The following is a 15,065-nucleotide window of genomic DNA, read 5'->3' on the forward strand; positions in this document are numbered from 1 at the left end:
ACGAACATCAATCTGGCTTTAGCGGCAGGTCCATGGCAGACGACAGTTTCATTCGCGAGGTAAACGAGGAAATCCGTTCGGAACGGGCAAAGCAGGTCTGGCAGAACTTCGGTCCGCTGCTGATCGGCGGCGCTGTGGCCATTGTTCTGGGCACGGCCGGCTGGGTCGGTTATCAGCACTGGGTCGACAGCAAGGCTTCCGCTTTCGGCGACAAGTTTCTGGCCGCGCTGGACCTCGCCTCCGCGGGCAAGAACGACGAAGCGCTGGCCGCGCTCGACGATTTGGAAAAGACCGGCTACGGCTCCTATCCGGTGCTGGCGCGTCTGCGCGCCGCATCGGTCATCGCGGACAAGGGCGATGCCGCCGGCGCCGTGAAGGCTTTCGACGCTATTGCCGCCGATAATGCCGTGCCTGCGCCGCTTCGGGATGTGGCACGCCTGCGCGCCGGTTATCTGCTGGTCGACAGCGGTTCCTATGACGATGTCGCCAAGCGTGTCGAAACGCTGTCCGCCGACGGCAATCCGATGCGTTCCAGCGCGCGGGAAGCGTTGGGTCTGGCGGCCTGGAAGGCAGAGCGTTTCGATGATGCGGTCAAGCTGTTCCAGCAGATCGCCAATGACAGTCTTGCCCCGGCCAATATCCGCCAGCGCGCCAATACGATGCTCGATCTGATGCGCAGCGCAGGCGTCAAGGTGCCCGACGCGCAGAATACGTAATCATAATTTCTGGAGTCATCTTCTCCCATGGGTTTCACAGTCGCCATCGTCGGGCGTCCCAATGTCGGCAAGTCCACGCTGTTCAATCGCCTTGTCGGCCGCAAGCTGGCGCTGGTCGATGACCTGCCGGGCGTCACGCGCGACCGGCGCATCCACGATGCCAAGCTCTACGATCTGAAGTTTCAGGTCATCGACACGGCAGGTCTTGAAGAAGCGGCCAATGACAGCCTGGAAGCGCGCATGCGCGCCCAGACCGAGGCCGCCATTCAGGAAGCCGATGTCATCCTGTTCGTCATCGATGCCAAGAGCGGCCTGACGCCGACCGACAGCACCTTTGCCGAAGTGGTGCGCCGTTCCGGCAAGCCGGTCGTGCTGGTGGCCAACAAGGCGGAAGCGCGCGGCGCGCAATCCGGCATGTATGACGCCTTCCAGCTTGGTCTTGGCGAACCGTGCCCGATCTCCGCCGAACATGGCCAGGGCATGCCCGACCTGCGCGACGCCATTGTCGAACTTCTGGGCGAAGAGCGTGTCTTCGCCGACGAGAAGGAAGAGGAAGCCGCAGACGAGGTTTTCACGCCGAAGGCCGTGGGCGAACTGATCGGCGACGACATCGAAGACCCGGATGAAGAAGAAATCCCGGCCTATGATGCCACCAAGCCACTGCGGATTGCCATTGTCGGGCGGCCGAATGCTGGCAAGTCGACGCTCATCAACACGATGCTGGGTGAAGACCGTCTGCTGACCGGGCCGGAAGCGGGCATCACGCGGGACTCGATTTCGGTGGATTGGGAATGGCGTGGCCGCAAGATCAAGCTGTTCGACACCGCAGGCATGCGCCGCAAGGCGCGCGTGCGGGAAAAGCTCGAAAAGCTTTCCGTTGCCGACGGCCTGCGTGCGATCCGTTTTGCGGAAGTCGTCATCATCGTGCTCGATGCGACGATCCCGTTTGAAAAGCAGGATTTGCAGATTGCCGATCTCATCATCCGGGAAGGCCGCGCGCCGATCATCGCCTTCAACAAATGGGATCTGATCGAGGATCGCCAGATGGTTCTGGCCGATCTTTACGAGAAGACGGCCCGCCTGCTGCCGCAGGTGCGCGGACTTCGCGCCGTGCCGATTTCCGGCGAGCGCGGGCAGGGTATCGACAAGCTCATGGAGAATGTCGTCAAGACCCACGAAATCTGGAACCGCCGCGTTTCGACCGGGCGTCTCAATCGCTGGCTGGCTGGCGTGATCGCGCACCAGCCGCCGCCGGCGGTCTCTGGCCGTCGCCTGAAGGTGAAATATATGACGCAGGTAAAGACCCGTCCGCCGGGCTTCGTCGTCTCCTGCTCGCGCCCGGACGCCATGCCGCAATCCTATGTGCGCTATCTCATCAACGGCCTGCGCGAGACTTTCGATATGCCGGGTGTGCCGATCAGGCTTTCCTTGCGCACTTCGGACAATCCGTTCGCAGGCCGCGCCAAAAAGAAGAAGTGACAAAATGCCCGGAACGCTCCGGGCTTTTTGTCATCTGCATCATCATGCATCGCGTTTTGTGGCTTCTTTATAAACCGCGCCGCGATCACGCTTCCCGACTGCAATGACAATGATGATAAGTTGTTCGTCGCGGACTTCGTAAACGAGCCTGTAGCCGACACTCCGCAACTTGATTTTATAACGACCTTTCGCACCCGAAAGTTTTGCGGAGGGGACGTGCGGGTTCGCGCAGCGCTCGGCGAGTTTCTTCTTGAATAGTTCCCGCGTATTGCTGTCGAGTTTGCGCCATTCCTTGAGTGCTGCTTCTACGAAACCGAGTTCATAGATCATCCAGCGTGACTTTCACGACGGGATCATTGCGCCTTGCATCGGCGAGGGCATTCAGTTCGGCATCGTCCAGACGTTCCATCATGGCTTCGTAGGCGCGCGCCGGGACACAGTAAAAGGCCGGTTCATTGCGGTTGAGGATCGCGACGGGCGCACCTTCCCCGGCTGCCACTGTTCCCATCGGGTTTCTTTTCAGTTCCGAAACGCTGGCTGTCATTTCGGCCAGCACAATATGTGCCATATCGATTTTCTCCGATCTGTTTTGGCCCTTTAAATAGCACTCTTAAGAGGTCTTTTCAATGTCGAGCAGCCTTTGGCACAAAGGCTACCTTGAGTCTCGTGTCTTGGTCTGCTAATCCGCCCGCTCCCCAAATTTCTCCCGGAAAGGCAGAACCATGACACCTTCTGATCAGGGGGCTGACCCAAGCCGTTTTGACGGCGCGACATTGGGCATCGACTTCGGCACGACGAACACCGTTCTGTCCGTGGCGGCACCTGATGGAACCACGGCTGTTCTCAGTGTTCCGAAGGATGGCGTGGAGATTACCGGTTATCGCTCGATCCTCTGTTTCTGGCAGGATCGCGAGACCGGCGAGCGCACGGCGGAAAGCGGGCCCTGGGCCATGGATGCTTTCGTCAACGCACCGCATTCCACCCGTATGCTGCAATCCTTCAAGACGTTTGCGGCCTCGAAATCCTTCAAGGACACGCCGGTTTTCGGCAAGCGTTTCAAGTTCGAGGATATTCTCCAGACTTTTCTCGAAACGATCGCGGCGCGGTTGGGCGACCGCCTGCCGCCGAAGGGCAACCGCGTGGTCATCGGCAGGCCGGTCATCTTCGCAGGCGGCTCGCCCGATGAGGCGCTGGCCATGCAGCGCTATGAAAAGGCGTTCCGCGCCTTTGGCTTCACCGATATTCATTATGTCTATGAGCCGGTCGCGGCGGCTTATTTCTATGCGCAGCAATTGACAGCGGATTCGAACGTTCTGGTGGCCGATTTTGGCGGCGGCACGAGCGACTTTTCCATTGTGCGCTTTGAGGTGGGAAAGGATGGCCTGCGCTTCACGCCGCTCAGCCAGACCGGGCTTGGCATTGCGGGCGACACGTTCGATTATCGCATCATCGACAATGCCGTCTCGCCGCTTCTGGGCAAGGGCACGCAATACCAGTCCTTCGGCAAGCGGCTGACCATACCGAACCATTATTATGCGAATTTCGCGCGCTGGAACACGCTGTTCCTGATGAACTCGCCCGCCACCATTCGCGAATTGGACGAGCTGGCGCGACAGGCCGTCGATCCGAAGCCGCTCGAATCCTTCATCCACCTTATCGAGAACGATTACGGCTATGAGATTTATCGCGCCGTATCGGAGCTGAAAGTGCGGCTTTCCTCGCAGCGCATCGCCGAACTGCATTTCAAGGCGGATGATTTTGAAATCCGCTCCGACATCACCCGCAATGATTTCGAAAACTGGATCGATGGCGATGTGCGCCAGATCGAACAGTCGGTTCGCCAGGCGGTGGAAAAGGCCGCGCTCGAAACATCTGCGATCGACCGTGTGTTCCTTACCGGCGGCACGTCTTTCGTGCCGGTCATCCGCACCGTGTTCGAAAGCCGCTTCCCCGATGCGGTGGTGACAAGCTCCAACCAGTTCGATTCCATCGCCAATGGTCTGGCGCTTATCGGCCAGAGCGGCGATATCGACCGCTGGGCAGTAAAACTGTAAGTATTGGCCAAGTCGAACCACGCCCTCAGGAAATGGAGATCATCGTGTCAGGCAGCACTGTCGAAGCCTTTTCGGAACGCCTGCGGCAAAGCGCCGAGCCATTCTGGTCGCAAGCCGTTGGCCATCGCCTTGTTGGCGAAATCTTTGCAGGCTCGGTCGCGCCTGCTGTCATGACGCGCTATCTGGTGCAGGACCATCGCTTTATCGACTGCTTTCTGTCGCTTCTGGGTGGAACGCTCGTCAACTGCGACAGGATGGAAGCCAAGCTGACACTGGGCCGTTTCATAGGCATGATCAGCAGCGACGAGAATTCCTATTTCGAACGGGCTTTCGCAAAACTCCAAGTTACGGACGCCGAGCGTTTTGACACGCCCGATGCAGCGCCCACCGCCGCATTCAAGCAACTGATGCTGGAGGCCGCGCAATCCGGCTCCTATGCGGCCTGCCTGTCGGTCTTGACGGTGGCCGAATGGCTTTATCTTGATTGGGCGCAAAAAGCACCAAAACCTCTGCCTGACGATTTCACTTTCGCGGAATGGATCGTGCTGCATGACAATCCATATTTCGTGGAATTCGTCAGCTTTCTGCGTTCGGAACTTGACCGGGTCGGCCCCTTGGCTGTGGAACAATGCCAGCGCTTTTTCCAGCGCGCGGTCGAGCTGGAAAAGGCATTCTTTGATGCCGCCTATGAGGGGCGGAACTGATCAGTTGCCTGCGGCGGGGAAGGGGCAGTTGCTGTCGCCTTCGTCGCATTTGAGGTATTTCTTGAGATCGTCGATGCGCTGTGTCGTGAGCTCGGACAGGCAGATCGAATAGGCCATGCCCGAGATGCTGCCGCCGCCGAAGGTCTGCATGTCGCATTCGGCATCGCGGAAGGCGATCCATGCCCGCTGGGATTGGGTCAGTTTTTTCTTCAGTTCCGCATCGTCGGTGCGGTGCTGCAAGGTCTTGAAGACCTTGTTCAGCTCGGTATCCGATTTCTTGTAGGCCTTGCCGTAACATTCATTGAGCGCGGCCTGCGAACTGGCGTTCTGGCAGTCATCGGCCTGCGCTGCGGCAATAGCCGCAAAAGAACTGAAAACCATTGTGATAATTCCGATCTTCAATCCCCGCATAGGTTCCCTCCCCGAAGCTTTGAAGAACAATATGATTATCGCAAATAGAACGGCTGTCATGAAAGAAAAGAGGTCCTGACCCTAATCCTCAAAGCGGCTCGATGCATCGCGGTCGCGCACATAGCCATGCATGTCCGGGAAAGGCGGCAGCCAGCTTTCGCGGCGGATGGTCCAGAGTTCATAGCTTGGCTTGAACTGATCCGGCGCATCGAGCGAGCCGAGATTGATTTCGATCTCATCGCCGCTGTGGCCGAAAACGGACGACCCGCAGCGCGGGCAAAAATGCCGTCCCGCATAGACGCCGGTTTCTCCCTCGACCGTCACCGCAGTCTCTGGAAATATCGCCGAGGCATGAAACAGCGCGCCATGATGCTTGCGACAGTCGAGGCAATGGCAGAGGCCGACCCGGTACGGCTGTCCCGCCGCTTCGAAGCGTACATTGCCGCACAGGCATCCGCCCGTGACCTTATCCATCGTGCACCTCCTTCTTCGCGGTTATCAGGTATTCGTGAAGCAGATTTCGCTTAAACTCCGCATTAACCATATTCGTTCATGGTTAACGCGCTGCTGATAATGACTGTATTCGCCAGAGCTGCAAGCGTGTCCCCAACCCACAGGACAAGGTTAATACTCCGTTATCACCGGCATGGTTCAGTCAGTGTGAGTGGAGTGTGCGGTGCGTCTTGTATCTTTACGAGCGCTGTTTGGTCGAAGGAAGGCCCTTGCCGAGCCGGTGTGGCATTATCCCGCCACGGGCTATTGCCCGGAGGATGGCCGTTACTATGGCGTGCGGGCAAGGCCGCGTCAGACAGTTCATAAACCGCACCGCATGGTGCCGCTGGCTCTGGCGGCCATGACCTATCTCTTCAATTCCAATGCGATTGCCTTTCAGGACATGGCAAGCCTGGTGCCGTCCGCCGATCTGGGCGGGCCTCGCTGGACTGCCTTTATCGCCAAGGCGCCGGTCGGCTCCGTCCATCAGGCGGAAATGCCGTTCGTGGATGCCACCACCGTCACGGGCAGCATCGCCACCAACGGTATCGAAGTGCCGGGCATCGGCCGGGTTGCGCTTTCCGGTGGGCACAAGACGGCCAAGCTCGGTCCCGACGATCCGAACCCGGATGAAAACCGCATCAATCGCGCCGACAAGACCGGCCGTCTCGTCTCGGTCAAGCCCAAGGCCCCCGCCAAGGCTTTCACTGCCGGCAGCATGTTCGACAAGATCAGCATGATTACGCGTCCGCCCGAAAAGACGGACGCGAAGATGGCCTTTTCCAGCAAGCTCGAAGGCAAGGAAGTCGCCATCACCATGGCGTTCCATGCGGTCAAGCCGCCCAAGCCGCGTTCCGAAATGCCGACCCAGCTTGCCAAGCTTATTACCAATGACCAGCCGGACGCGCTGGCCCTTGGTTATGCGCCTGCGACGCCGGACTATGGCAAGACCTCGCCTTTCGAGAGCATCTTGCGGCCCCGGCCGGACGAAGGCCGTTTCGTGCCGCCGATCAGCGAGCAGGATCATGAATGGGCCGCAACGCCCCTGCCGCCTTCCGCCTTCAGCAAGAGCGAGCAGAAATGCCTTGCCGAGGCCGTCTATTATGAAGCGCGCGGCGAAAGCGTGAAGGGGCAGGTTGCCGTCGCCCAGGTCGTCCTCAACCGCGTGCGCAACCCCGCCTATCCGGGATCGATCTGCGGCGTGGTCTACCAGAACCGCGACTGGCTCAATGCCTGCCAGTTTTCCTTTGCCTGCGACGGCCAGAGGCACCGCGTGACCGAAATGCCGCAATGGCGCCTGGCGCAGCAGGTGGCGAAGACCGTATCCGCCGGTCAGATCTGGCTGCCGGAAGTCGGCTCCGCCACCCATTATCACGCCACCTATGTGCGCCCGTTCTGGGCCCCGACCATGAAGAAGGTGACGAAAATCGGCCTCCACATTTTCTACCGCACCTATGGCGGCGGGTGGAGCTGACCACATCCCATCCGGCGGGCTTTCAAGATAAGCCCGCTTTCAGGTCACATTATTGTTAGCGGACTAAAAAGTCGAACCGGCGCATAAGATCGGGCATCGGCTTGATCCGGATATGGCGCGACCGTCAAAAATCGATTCCGTTTTTTTAGCCAATTATGTGGCCAATCTGGTCCTTTGGTCGGAAAATGAGTCGCACCAATATCTAAGTAATTGACATTGCACGATAAAAAACCTTTTGGAGCAATGCCTGCACCGCCTTGACTAGCGGGCGGCGTGTCAATATGTTGCGCGCAACTTGGAAATGGGATTGAAATCCTCGTATTTCTTGAAAAAAGGAGCTGCCAATGGCGCGCGGGAGCGAACCCGAAAAGCCATCCGGTGCCGTCAAGGATGCGAGGAATGAACCCGGTTCCGGGGAGCTGGATCAGCGTTTGAACCGCCTGGAGGCCGAACTGGCCAGGAAGGGTGTGCTCAAGCAGCCGGCTTCCGAGGACGAGCGATCGGCGACTGCAAGCTCGGTCGCGCAGGCCATGAAGATTTCCAGCGAGTTCATCGCGGGGGTTCTGGTCGGTGCGCTGATTGGCTGGTTCATCGATCGTGTCGCTGGTACGTCGCCCTGGGGATTGATCGTATTTCTCCTTTTGGGCTTCGGCGCCGGCGTCCTCAACGTGCTTCGTTCTGCTGGATATGTTGCCGAACATGGCGATATGAAATCTAGCGCGGAAAAGAACGACAAGAAATAGGGCTTGACGGGCTTCACGGTAAAGTTCGTTCAAGTGTAAGTGAACAGCTGGGCCTTGCGCCCGAGACTGAAACGCCTTCGGGCAAGCGAAGTTGCCTTTGGGCAGACGAAATAGCCTTCGGGCAGGCCAATTTGCCTTCGGGCAGGGAAGACAGACGAGGTTAAGGTGGCGAACGATCCGATCCATCAGTTCCAGGTTTCCCGGTGGATTCCCATCGACGTAGGCGGTGTGGACCTCTCTTTCACGAATGTTTCGGCCTTCATGGTCGCGACCGTCGTGCTTGCTTCGGGCTTCCTCTATCTGACTTCTTCGGGCCGCGGTCTCATCCCGACCCGTCTGCAGTCGGTTTCGGAAATGGCTTACGAGTTCGTGGCCACCAGCCTGAGAGATTCAGCAGGGTCGAAGGGCATGAAGTTCTTCCCCTTCGTCTTCTCGCTCTTCATGTTCGTGCTGGTTGCGAACTTCCTCGGTCTTTTCCCGTATTTCTATACGGTGACGAGCCAGATCATCGTGACCTTCGCGCTTGCCGTTCTGGTCATCGCCACGGTCATCATCTACGGTTTCTTCAAGCACGGCCTGGGCTTCCTCAAGCTCTTCGTGCCGAGCGGCGTTCCGGGCATCATCGTGCCGCTGGTCGTCGCCATTGAAATCATCTCGTTCCTGTCGCGTCCGATCAGCCTTTCGGTTCGTCTTTTCGCCAACATGCTGGCCGGCCACATCACGCTGAAAGTCTTTGCGGGCTTCGTCGTTTCGCTGGCAGCCCTTGGGCCGATCGGCGTCGGCGGTGCTGTTCTGCCGCTCATCATGACGGTCGCGATCACCGCACTCGAATTCCTCGTAGCCTTCCTGCAAGCCTACGTGTTTACCGTTCTCACCTGCATGTACATCAACGACGCAGTACATCCGGGACACTGAGTTCAAACCGGCGGGCGACCGCCAGAACTGAAATCCGCGCTTATTTCAATCCAGAAGGAGCTTAACATGGAAGCGGAAGCAGCAAAGTACATCGGCGCCGGTCTCGCCTGTTTCGGTATGGCCGGTACGGCTCTCGGCCTCGGCAATATCTTCGGCCAATACCTCTCCGGCGCTCTGCGCAACCCGTCCGCTGCCGACAGCCAGTTCGGCCGTCTGGTGTTCGGTTTCGCCGTTACGGAAGCTCTGGGCATCTTCTCGCTGCTCATCGCGCTTCTGCTCCTCTTCGCCGTCTAATCCACGGTTGCAAGGAACGGGCTGGCCGCGATCTGTATCTTCAAATGCAGCGCGGCTGGCCTTTGCATATGACGTCTGAGTAAGGCATGATCCTTCTCCATCGGGATCTGATCGTGCTGGATTAAAGGGGAAATCTGGATGTTCGTGTCCACGGCGTTTGCCCAAACCGCCACCGAATCGCAACCGGCACCTGCTGCTGGCGAGCACGGCGCAGCCGATGCTGTGCACACCGAAACCGGGGTCGCTCACGATGCCGGACACGGCAGCGGCGTGTTCCCGCCGTTCGATTCCACCCATTATGCGTCGCAGCTCCTGTGGCTCGCGATCACGTTCGGGCTTTTCTATCTGTTCATGTCGCGCGTGGTCCTGCCGCGCATCGGCGGCGTGATCGAAACCCGCCGCGACCGCATCGCTCAGGATCTCGAGCAGGCAGCCCGCCTCAAGCAGGATGCCGACAATGCCATCGCTGCCTATGAGCAGGAACTGGCCCAGGCCCGCAGCAAGGCCGCTTCGATCGCCGAAGCCGCGCGCGAAAAGGGCAAGGGCGAAGCCGACGCGGAACGCGCAGCGGCTGAAGCCAAGCTGGAAGGCAAGCTGAAGGAAGCCGAAGAGCGCATTGCCGCGATCAAGGCCAAGGCCATGAACGACGTCGGCAACATTGCCGAGGAAACCACGGCAGAGATCGTCGAACAGCTTCTGGGCACCAAGGCCGACAAGGCTGCGGTCACAGCAGCCGTCAAGGCTTCGAACGCCTGAGGAGAGGACAATGGACGCTACATTCTGGGCACTGATTGGCCTCATCATCTTCCTGGCAATCCTGGCTTACCTGAAGGTTCCGGGCATGGTGGGTCGTTCGCTCGACGAGCGCGCCGACCGCATCAAGAACGAACTGGAAGAGGCCCGCACGCTTCGTGAGGAGGCCCAGCAGCTTCTGGCCGAGTATCACCGCAAGCGCAAGGAAGCCGAAAAGGAAGCAAGCGACATCGTTGCCTCCGCCGAGCGCGAGGCCAAGGCGCTTCTGGAAGATGCCAAGCGCGCGACGGAAGAATATGTTGCACGCCGCAACAAGCTTGCCGAACAGAAGATCGCAACGGCTGAAGTCGATGCCATCAATGCGGTTCGTGCTTCGGCAGTCGATCTCGCAGTCGCCGCCGCCGGCAAGATCGTTGCCGACAAGGTTGACGCGAAGGTTGCAGGCAACCTGTTCAAGGACGCCCTGTCGCAGGTCAAGTCGAACCTGAACTGATTTCGGCTCATATAAGTTTTTAAAAACGCCGCCTCGAAAGGGCGGCGTTTTTGTTTTGGGTTGCCGTCCTGATGTCAATGCTGGCCTATGCGAAGGCGGGTTTTCATTGTGCGAGCTTGCGGAAAAATGGCCGATAATCCTCCAGGGCGAGGTCTTCCAATGCGCAAGCCTCCTGCGGCGTGAACCAGCGCAGCTCCGTGTGTTCCCGGTCACGAATGATCGGATGGCCGTCCCACGCGGTGACGGTATAAAGGTGGAATGACGCTGCCGTATTTGCGATCTCTATCGTGGCGAGGAACGAAAACGCGCGGAGCGTCAATCCGAGTTCCTCGTGGATTTCCCGTTCAAGCGCGCAATCAAAGCTCTCTCCTGCTTCTACATGGCCGCCCAGAAAACTCCAGCGGTTTGGCTAGCATTACAGTTGCATTCTTCGTGATGCCGGGCTGCAAAGAGCGATTTGTCTGTGTTCCGGTGCTCACGTACCTTCAAGTACGCTCCGCTCCGGTACTCGAAAATCACTCTTTTCGCCACGGCCTGACGAATTTGCAACTGTAATGTTAGGCGCGGCGATCCGGGCTGCGACGTCCGAGAAGAATGCCTTTGGGACCGTTGAGAATGGCCTTGACGATGTCGGGCATGGTGGCCTCTCTCGCAGTGTAAAATGGAATCTGTCCGTGCGTCTGTCAGAGCATTTCCAGTGCTGGAAGCAAAACGGAAGCCGCTGCTCCAAACGGATGGCGTGACACCCTTTCCGTCGAATGAGCCGGTCCTGTTCCTCAATCCGGTCGGAGTGAAACGCGCTCTAAACGCTGAAACGGCCCTTGATGGGCGCGAAGGTGTAGCGGTGGATGCCCGGAACCGGACCGGCGGTTTCAATGGCGTCGCGATGTTTCCGGGTTGCATAGCCCGCATGGATTTCCAGCCCGTAAGGCGGGTGGGCGGCACCGGCGCGGATCATCATGCGGTCGCGTGTTACCTTGGCGATAATGGAGGCGGCGGCGATCGAAATGGAACGCTGATCGCCTTTGACAAGGGCCGAGCCGGGGCAGGGAAGTCCCGGCGGAACGTCACGCCCGTCGATCAGCGCATGGCATGGCCGCAAGGTCAGGCCGATGGCGGCGCGACGCATGGCTTCCAGCGCGGCCTTTCTGATATCGCTCCCATCGATGCTGCGCGCGCTGAGGCTTGCAACCGAAACGGTGACGGCCTTTGCCAGGATAAGCTCGTAAAGCGCCTCGCGTTTTGCCGCCGTCAGCCGCTTGGAATCGTCCAGGCCATCGGGAAGGTCATCGATATCGAGCACGACCGCGGCGGCGACCACGGGACCGGCCAGCGGCCCGCGTCCGGCTTCGTCGATGCCGACGACATGTTTCAGCCCGCGTGAAAGCAGTCTTTTCTCTTCGGAAAAGTCTGGTGCAAGCGGTATATCAAAGAGAAGCGGAGAATCAGATGCCGAGCGTTTCATGTGGCGGCAATGCTCGCATTGCTTCCGATTCTCCGCAAGGCCCCTGCTCGAGGATGGTGGCGTGAAAGCAGGGAGCCCATCCGCCTGAGGACAAGTCAGACGGCAATTCAATCAACAATCGCAACAGCCCCGTCGGATGCGATGCGCGCCATCATGGCCGGGCGGTGGGGACAGGTTTCCATTCCAGCGATTCCGTTTTAACCGGAACGGCTTTAAAACAATGAAAGCTGCTTGCCTCCTTTTTCGACCGGTTCGAACAGATCGGTGCGCAACTGAAGGCGGCGTGCATTGAAGCCCAGCTTGCGCGCGGTGATTTCGAAACGCCGCCCGATCTGCCATGCATAGGGGCCTGTGCCGCGCATGCGCTTGCCCCATTCGGCATCGTAATCCTTGCCGTCACGCATGGAGCGCACCAGCGACATGACGTGGCGATAGCGATCCGGATAATTGCGCAGCAGCCAGTCCTTGAACAGCGGCGCCACTTCGAGCGGCAGGCGCAGCAGAACATAGCCCGCCTCGCGCGCGCCCTGCGCATAGGCGGCGTCCAGTATCCGCTCGATCTCGTGATCATTGATGCCGGGGATGACCGGTCCCATCATGACGGAAGCGGGGATACCCGCATCGGCCAGCTTGCGGATGGCTTGCAGCCGCAGCGTCGGCGTCGAGGCGCGCGGTTCCATCGTGCGCGACAGATGGGCATCGAGCGTCGTGACCGACAGGGCGACCTTGGCCAGTCCCTTCTCGGCCATGCGGCCCAGAATATCGATGTCACGCACGACCAGGGTGGACTTGGTCACGATGCCGACCGGGTGGTTGGCAGCCTCCAGCACTTCGAGAATTTCGCGCATGATGCGCCATTTCTTCTCGACCGGCTGATAGGGGTCGGTATTGGTGCCGATGGCGATGGTTTTCGGCTGATAGTTGGGCTTGGCCAGCTCACGCTCCAGAAGGCGCGCGGCATCCGGCTTTGCAAACAGGCGCGATTCGAAATCAAGACCGGCGGAAAGCCCCATATAGCTGTGGGTCGGGCGCGCAAAGCAATAGATGCAGCCATGCTCGCACCCGCGATAGGGATTGATCGAGCGGTCGAAATTGATGTCGGGCGAATCGTTGCGGGTGATGATCGTCCGCGGCTTCTCGACCTGCACATCGGTCTTGAACGGCGGCAGTTCCTCAAGCGTGGTCCAGCCGTCATCGAAATCATGCCGTGTCGTCGGCTCGAAGCGGCCGGTCGGGTTGATGCCTGCGCCGCGCCCGCGCCTGCGGGCATGATCGATGCGCAGGCCAGCCTCGCCGATCATTGCGTTGGCGTGATCCGCGCGCCCGGCGCCGAAGGCAGCCCTGTCGGCCTGCTGGATGATATCTGCCTGCTGGATCACTTCCATCGTCGTCTCCCTGAATGGAAACATCTGGCCTTGTACAAGCGCGGCAAAAGCGAGCAGCGGCCCCTGTCGGAGCGAAAACTGTTCTGCGTGCGTGCCGGGCTGTCCTGCGGTTCTGTTCTGGTGACTCTATTCCTATCGCAAGAATCAGAACAAAGCAAGAACATATATACGCCGGCTTTGCGTTCACGGGTTCTTGATATATGAAACGCGGATGTTGTCCGTCATCATCGAAACCCTGAATTCGGAAAGGGCGCTGGCCCGAACACTTGCGGCACTGGTGCCTGCGGTGGTGGACGGTTTGCTGCGCCGGGTGACGGTTATCGACCGGGGATCGTCGGATGAGACCGCTCTCGTCGCACTGGGCGCGGGCTGTGCATTCCATGCCGAAACGGATATTGAGGCGGCGCTGGATGAAATCCGCACGCCATGGGTTCTCATCCTGAAACCGGGCGCCATTGCGCCGGAGGGATGGGAGGAAGCCGCCCGTCGCCACATGGAAAGCGATGGCGGTGCCGCGCGTTTTTCGCTGCCGGAAGACAGCGGCTTCGGCTCTGTCCGTAAGATTTTCAGCCGCAGGGCAACGCTCGATGCCGGGCTTCTGGTTCGCCTGGATAGGGTCAGGCCGCTATTGCTGGACGGCGTGGCGTTTGACCAGCTTTCGCAGCGCTTGCGGCCGGTCCGTCTCAAACATCCCATCCTGCCGCCCGGCGAGGATTGAGCAAAACAAAAAGGCGAAGCCGGAAGCTTCGCCTTTTCGTCAGACAATCTGGGCCAAATCAGTTCTGATAAGAGGAAGGCGAGGCATCGCCGAAACGATGAGCCGAACCGTCCTGATAAGTCGTTGCCTTGATCGATGCAGGCGCCGTGTAGTCAAGCTTCTGGCCTTGCGTTGCAACCGGCGTGCGGTCGTTTGCATAAAGATCGGCAGGCTCGCCGACATGCGGGTTTTCAGCCAAAGCAGCACCGGCGCTAAGGGCAACGGCAACGGCAGCAAGAGCAAACTTCTTCATTTTCATAATCCTTGTGCGAGCATTGTGTGGTCAGGCGGAAACATCTGACAGCGCACACATGCATTGAAACAAATCGCCCCTTTGGATGGCATAGAAGCCTTTCCGGGGCTCCCGGGCGGCAACCATGCCATCCATCGGGGAGATAACTGGGGGAAGCTGAATGATTGGGAGGAATATCCAGCTTGCGAACTCATCGGGCGTCATCGGCTGGGAGGCTTTTGACGACGCCCTTTTTGCCGTTCAAGGCTTAGTTCTGGGCTTAGTTCTGGTAGCTCGAAGGCGATGCGTCACCGAAGCGATGCGCCGAACCGTCCATTGAAGAGGACTGGCCGATCGAAGCGGGGGCGGTGTAGTCGACCTTCTGGGCTGCGACCGGCGTGCGGTCGTTTGCATAAAGATCGGCAGGTTCGCCAACACGCGGGTTATCTGCAAGGGCAGCACCGGCACTAAGAGCGAGAGCAGCGGCAGCAAGAACAATCTTTTTCATTTTCCTATCTCCTTGGAAAGTGGAGCGGCGTTTTGTTCGTCGTTCCGATGCACCTGAAATGGGTGACAATGGACAAAAGTTCCAGTCACGAAAATGTTTTCTTAATCACAGATTTGTGCAGCCAATTTTTTCGATATCAGCCGCCTTGTTATAAATAAAGCAATATAATCAATATGTTGATTTGTATATC

The 15,065-nt window shown here is 58.9% G+C and carries 20 protein-coding genes; 11 read left to right on the forward strand and 9 right to left on the reverse strand.

The annotated features are described in order from the left end of the window. Positions 1-32 precede the first annotated feature (32 nt). Together AVM02_RS08230 and der are read left to right on the forward strand one after the other, a co-directional pair. A complete protein-coding gene (locus tag AVM02_RS08230) occupies positions 33-716 on the forward strand; it encodes a tetratricopeptide repeat protein (protein WP_411506483.1) in 684 nt (227 codons plus the stop codon). Between the two features lie 27 nt (positions 717-743). Next, positions 744-2,195 (forward strand): ribosome biogenesis GTPase Der, encoded by a 1,452-nt coding sequence (gene der, locus AVM02_RS08235; protein ID WP_411506484.1) that lies wholly within the window; start codon positions 744-746, stop codon positions 2,193-2,195. Positions 2,196-2,237: 42 nt separating this feature from the next. Here der and AVM02_RS08240 read toward each other — a convergent pair whose 3' ends face one another. Then, a complete protein-coding gene (locus AVM02_RS08240) occupies positions 2,238-2,525 on the reverse strand; it encodes a type II toxin-antitoxin system RelE family toxin (RefSeq protein ID WP_411506485.1) in 288 nt (95 codons plus the stop codon). Then, on the reverse strand, positions 2,515-2,763 hold the full coding sequence (locus AVM02_RS08245; RefSeq protein WP_411506486.1) for a type II toxin-antitoxin system Phd/YefM family antitoxin: 249 nt from the start codon (positions 2,761-2,763) through the stop codon (positions 2,515-2,517). Before AVM02_RS08245 ends, AVM02_RS08240 begins: the two co-directional genes overlap by 11 nt. A gap of 154 nt (positions 2,764-2,917) precedes the next feature. On the opposite strand from AVM02_RS08245, the gene AVM02_RS08250 reads away from it, so the two are divergent. Both AVM02_RS08250 and AVM02_RS08255 read left to right on the forward strand, forming a co-directional pair. Further along, the gene (locus tag AVM02_RS08250) at positions 2,918-4,249 is read left to right on the forward strand and encodes an Hsp70 family protein (RefSeq protein ID WP_411506487.1); all 1,332 of its coding nucleotides are present in this window, start codon (positions 2,918-2,920) and stop codon (positions 4,247-4,249) included. A gap of 32 nt (positions 4,250-4,281) precedes the next feature. Then, the gene (locus AVM02_RS08255) at positions 4,282-4,953 is read left to right on the forward strand and encodes a TenA family protein (protein ID WP_411506488.1); all 672 of its coding nucleotides are present in this window, start codon (positions 4,282-4,284) and stop codon (positions 4,951-4,953) included. On the opposite strand, the gene AVM02_RS08260 is transcribed toward AVM02_RS08255, so the two are convergent. Together AVM02_RS08260 and AVM02_RS08265 are read right to left on the reverse strand one after the other, a co-directional pair. Then, positions 4,954-5,334 carry a lysozyme inhibitor LprI family protein gene (locus AVM02_RS08260; protein WP_411506489.1) on the reverse strand — a complete coding sequence of 127 codons (381 nt, stop codon included), beginning with the start codon at positions 5,332-5,334 and terminating at the stop codon, positions 4,954-4,956. Positions 5,335-5,445: 111 nt separating this feature from the next. Continuing rightward, complete coding sequence (locus tag AVM02_RS08265; RefSeq protein ID WP_411506490.1) at positions 5,446-5,838, reverse strand: GFA family protein; 393 nt, start codon at positions 5,836-5,838, stop codon at positions 5,446-5,448. A 202-nt stretch (positions 5,839-6,040) separates the two neighbouring features. Here AVM02_RS08265 and AVM02_RS08270 point away from each other — a divergent pair, with 202 nt between their 5' ends. The 6 genes from AVM02_RS08270 to AVM02_RS08295 all read left to right on the forward strand — a co-directional run bounded on the left by AVM02_RS08270 (position 6,041) and on the right by AVM02_RS08295 (position 10,528). Then, the gene (locus tag AVM02_RS08270) at positions 6,041-7,330 is read left to right on the forward strand and encodes a cell wall hydrolase (RefSeq protein ID WP_411506491.1); all 1,290 of its coding nucleotides are present in this window, start codon (positions 6,041-6,043) and stop codon (positions 7,328-7,330) included. A gap of 344 nt (positions 7,331-7,674) precedes the next feature. Then, positions 7,675-8,073 (forward strand): AtpZ/AtpI family protein, encoded by a 399-nt coding sequence (locus tag AVM02_RS08275; RefSeq protein WP_411506492.1) that lies wholly within the window; start codon positions 7,675-7,677, stop codon positions 8,071-8,073. A gap of 165 nt (positions 8,074-8,238) precedes the next feature. Then, positions 8,239-8,988 carry a F0F1 ATP synthase subunit A gene (locus AVM02_RS08280; RefSeq protein WP_411506493.1) on the forward strand — a complete coding sequence of 250 codons (750 nt, stop codon included), beginning with the start codon at positions 8,239-8,241 and terminating at the stop codon, positions 8,986-8,988. Positions 8,989-9,054: 66 nt separating this feature from the next. Then, positions 9,055-9,282 (forward strand): F0F1 ATP synthase subunit C, encoded by a 228-nt coding sequence (locus AVM02_RS08285; RefSeq protein WP_002963544.1) that lies wholly within the window; start codon positions 9,055-9,057, stop codon positions 9,280-9,282. 138 nt (positions 9,283-9,420) lie between these two features. Then, positions 9,421-10,038, forward strand: coding sequence for a F0F1 ATP synthase subunit B (locus AVM02_RS08290; protein WP_411506494.1), 618 nt, complete (start codon positions 9,421-9,423; stop codon positions 10,036-10,038). A gap of 10 nt (positions 10,039-10,048) precedes the next feature. Continuing rightward, positions 10,049-10,528 carry a F0F1 ATP synthase subunit B gene (locus AVM02_RS08295; RefSeq protein WP_411506495.1) on the forward strand — a complete coding sequence of 160 codons (480 nt, stop codon included), beginning with the start codon at positions 10,049-10,051 and terminating at the stop codon, positions 10,526-10,528. A 103-nt stretch (positions 10,529-10,631) separates the two neighbouring features. On the opposite strand, the gene AVM02_RS08300 is transcribed toward AVM02_RS08295, so the two are convergent. The 3 genes from AVM02_RS08300 to AVM02_RS08310 form a co-directional block, all read right to left on the reverse strand. Further along, a complete protein-coding gene (locus AVM02_RS08300) occupies positions 10,632-10,919 on the reverse strand; it encodes an NUDIX domain-containing protein (protein WP_411506538.1) in 288 nt (95 codons plus the stop codon). A gap of 411 nt (positions 10,920-11,330) precedes the next feature. Continuing rightward, positions 11,331-11,993 carry a ribonuclease HII gene (locus tag AVM02_RS08305; protein WP_411506496.1) on the reverse strand — a complete coding sequence of 221 codons (663 nt, stop codon included), beginning with the start codon at positions 11,991-11,993 and terminating at the stop codon, positions 11,331-11,333. 212 nt (positions 11,994-12,205) lie between these two features. Further along, a complete protein-coding gene (locus tag AVM02_RS08310; protein ID WP_411506497.1) occupies positions 12,206-13,378 on the reverse strand; it encodes a PA0069 family radical SAM protein in 1,173 nt (390 codons plus the stop codon). A 211-nt stretch (positions 13,379-13,589) separates the two neighbouring features. Between AVM02_RS08310 and AVM02_RS08315 the strand changes: the two genes are divergently transcribed. After that, entirely contained in the window at positions 13,590-14,096 is a 507-nt protein-coding gene (locus tag AVM02_RS08315) for a glycosyl transferase (RefSeq protein ID WP_411506498.1), read from the forward strand. A gap of 58 nt (positions 14,097-14,154) precedes the next feature. Here AVM02_RS08315 and AVM02_RS08320 read toward each other — a convergent pair whose 3' ends face one another. Both AVM02_RS08320 and AVM02_RS08325 read right to left on the reverse strand, forming a co-directional pair. After that, positions 14,155-14,388 (reverse strand): hypothetical protein, encoded by a 234-nt coding sequence (locus AVM02_RS08320; protein ID WP_411506499.1) that lies wholly within the window; start codon positions 14,386-14,388, stop codon positions 14,155-14,157. A 259-nt stretch (positions 14,389-14,647) separates the two neighbouring features. Further along, positions 14,648-14,875 carry a hypothetical protein gene (locus tag AVM02_RS08325; RefSeq protein WP_411506500.1) on the reverse strand — a complete coding sequence of 76 codons (228 nt, stop codon included), beginning with the start codon at positions 14,873-14,875 and terminating at the stop codon, positions 14,648-14,650. Positions 14,876-15,065 lie beyond the last annotated feature (190 nt).

This window comes from Brucella anthropi (genome assembly GCF_046630315.1).
Taxonomy (GTDB): Bacteria; Pseudomonadota; Alphaproteobacteria; order Rhizobiales; family Rhizobiaceae; genus Brucella; species Brucella anthropi_A.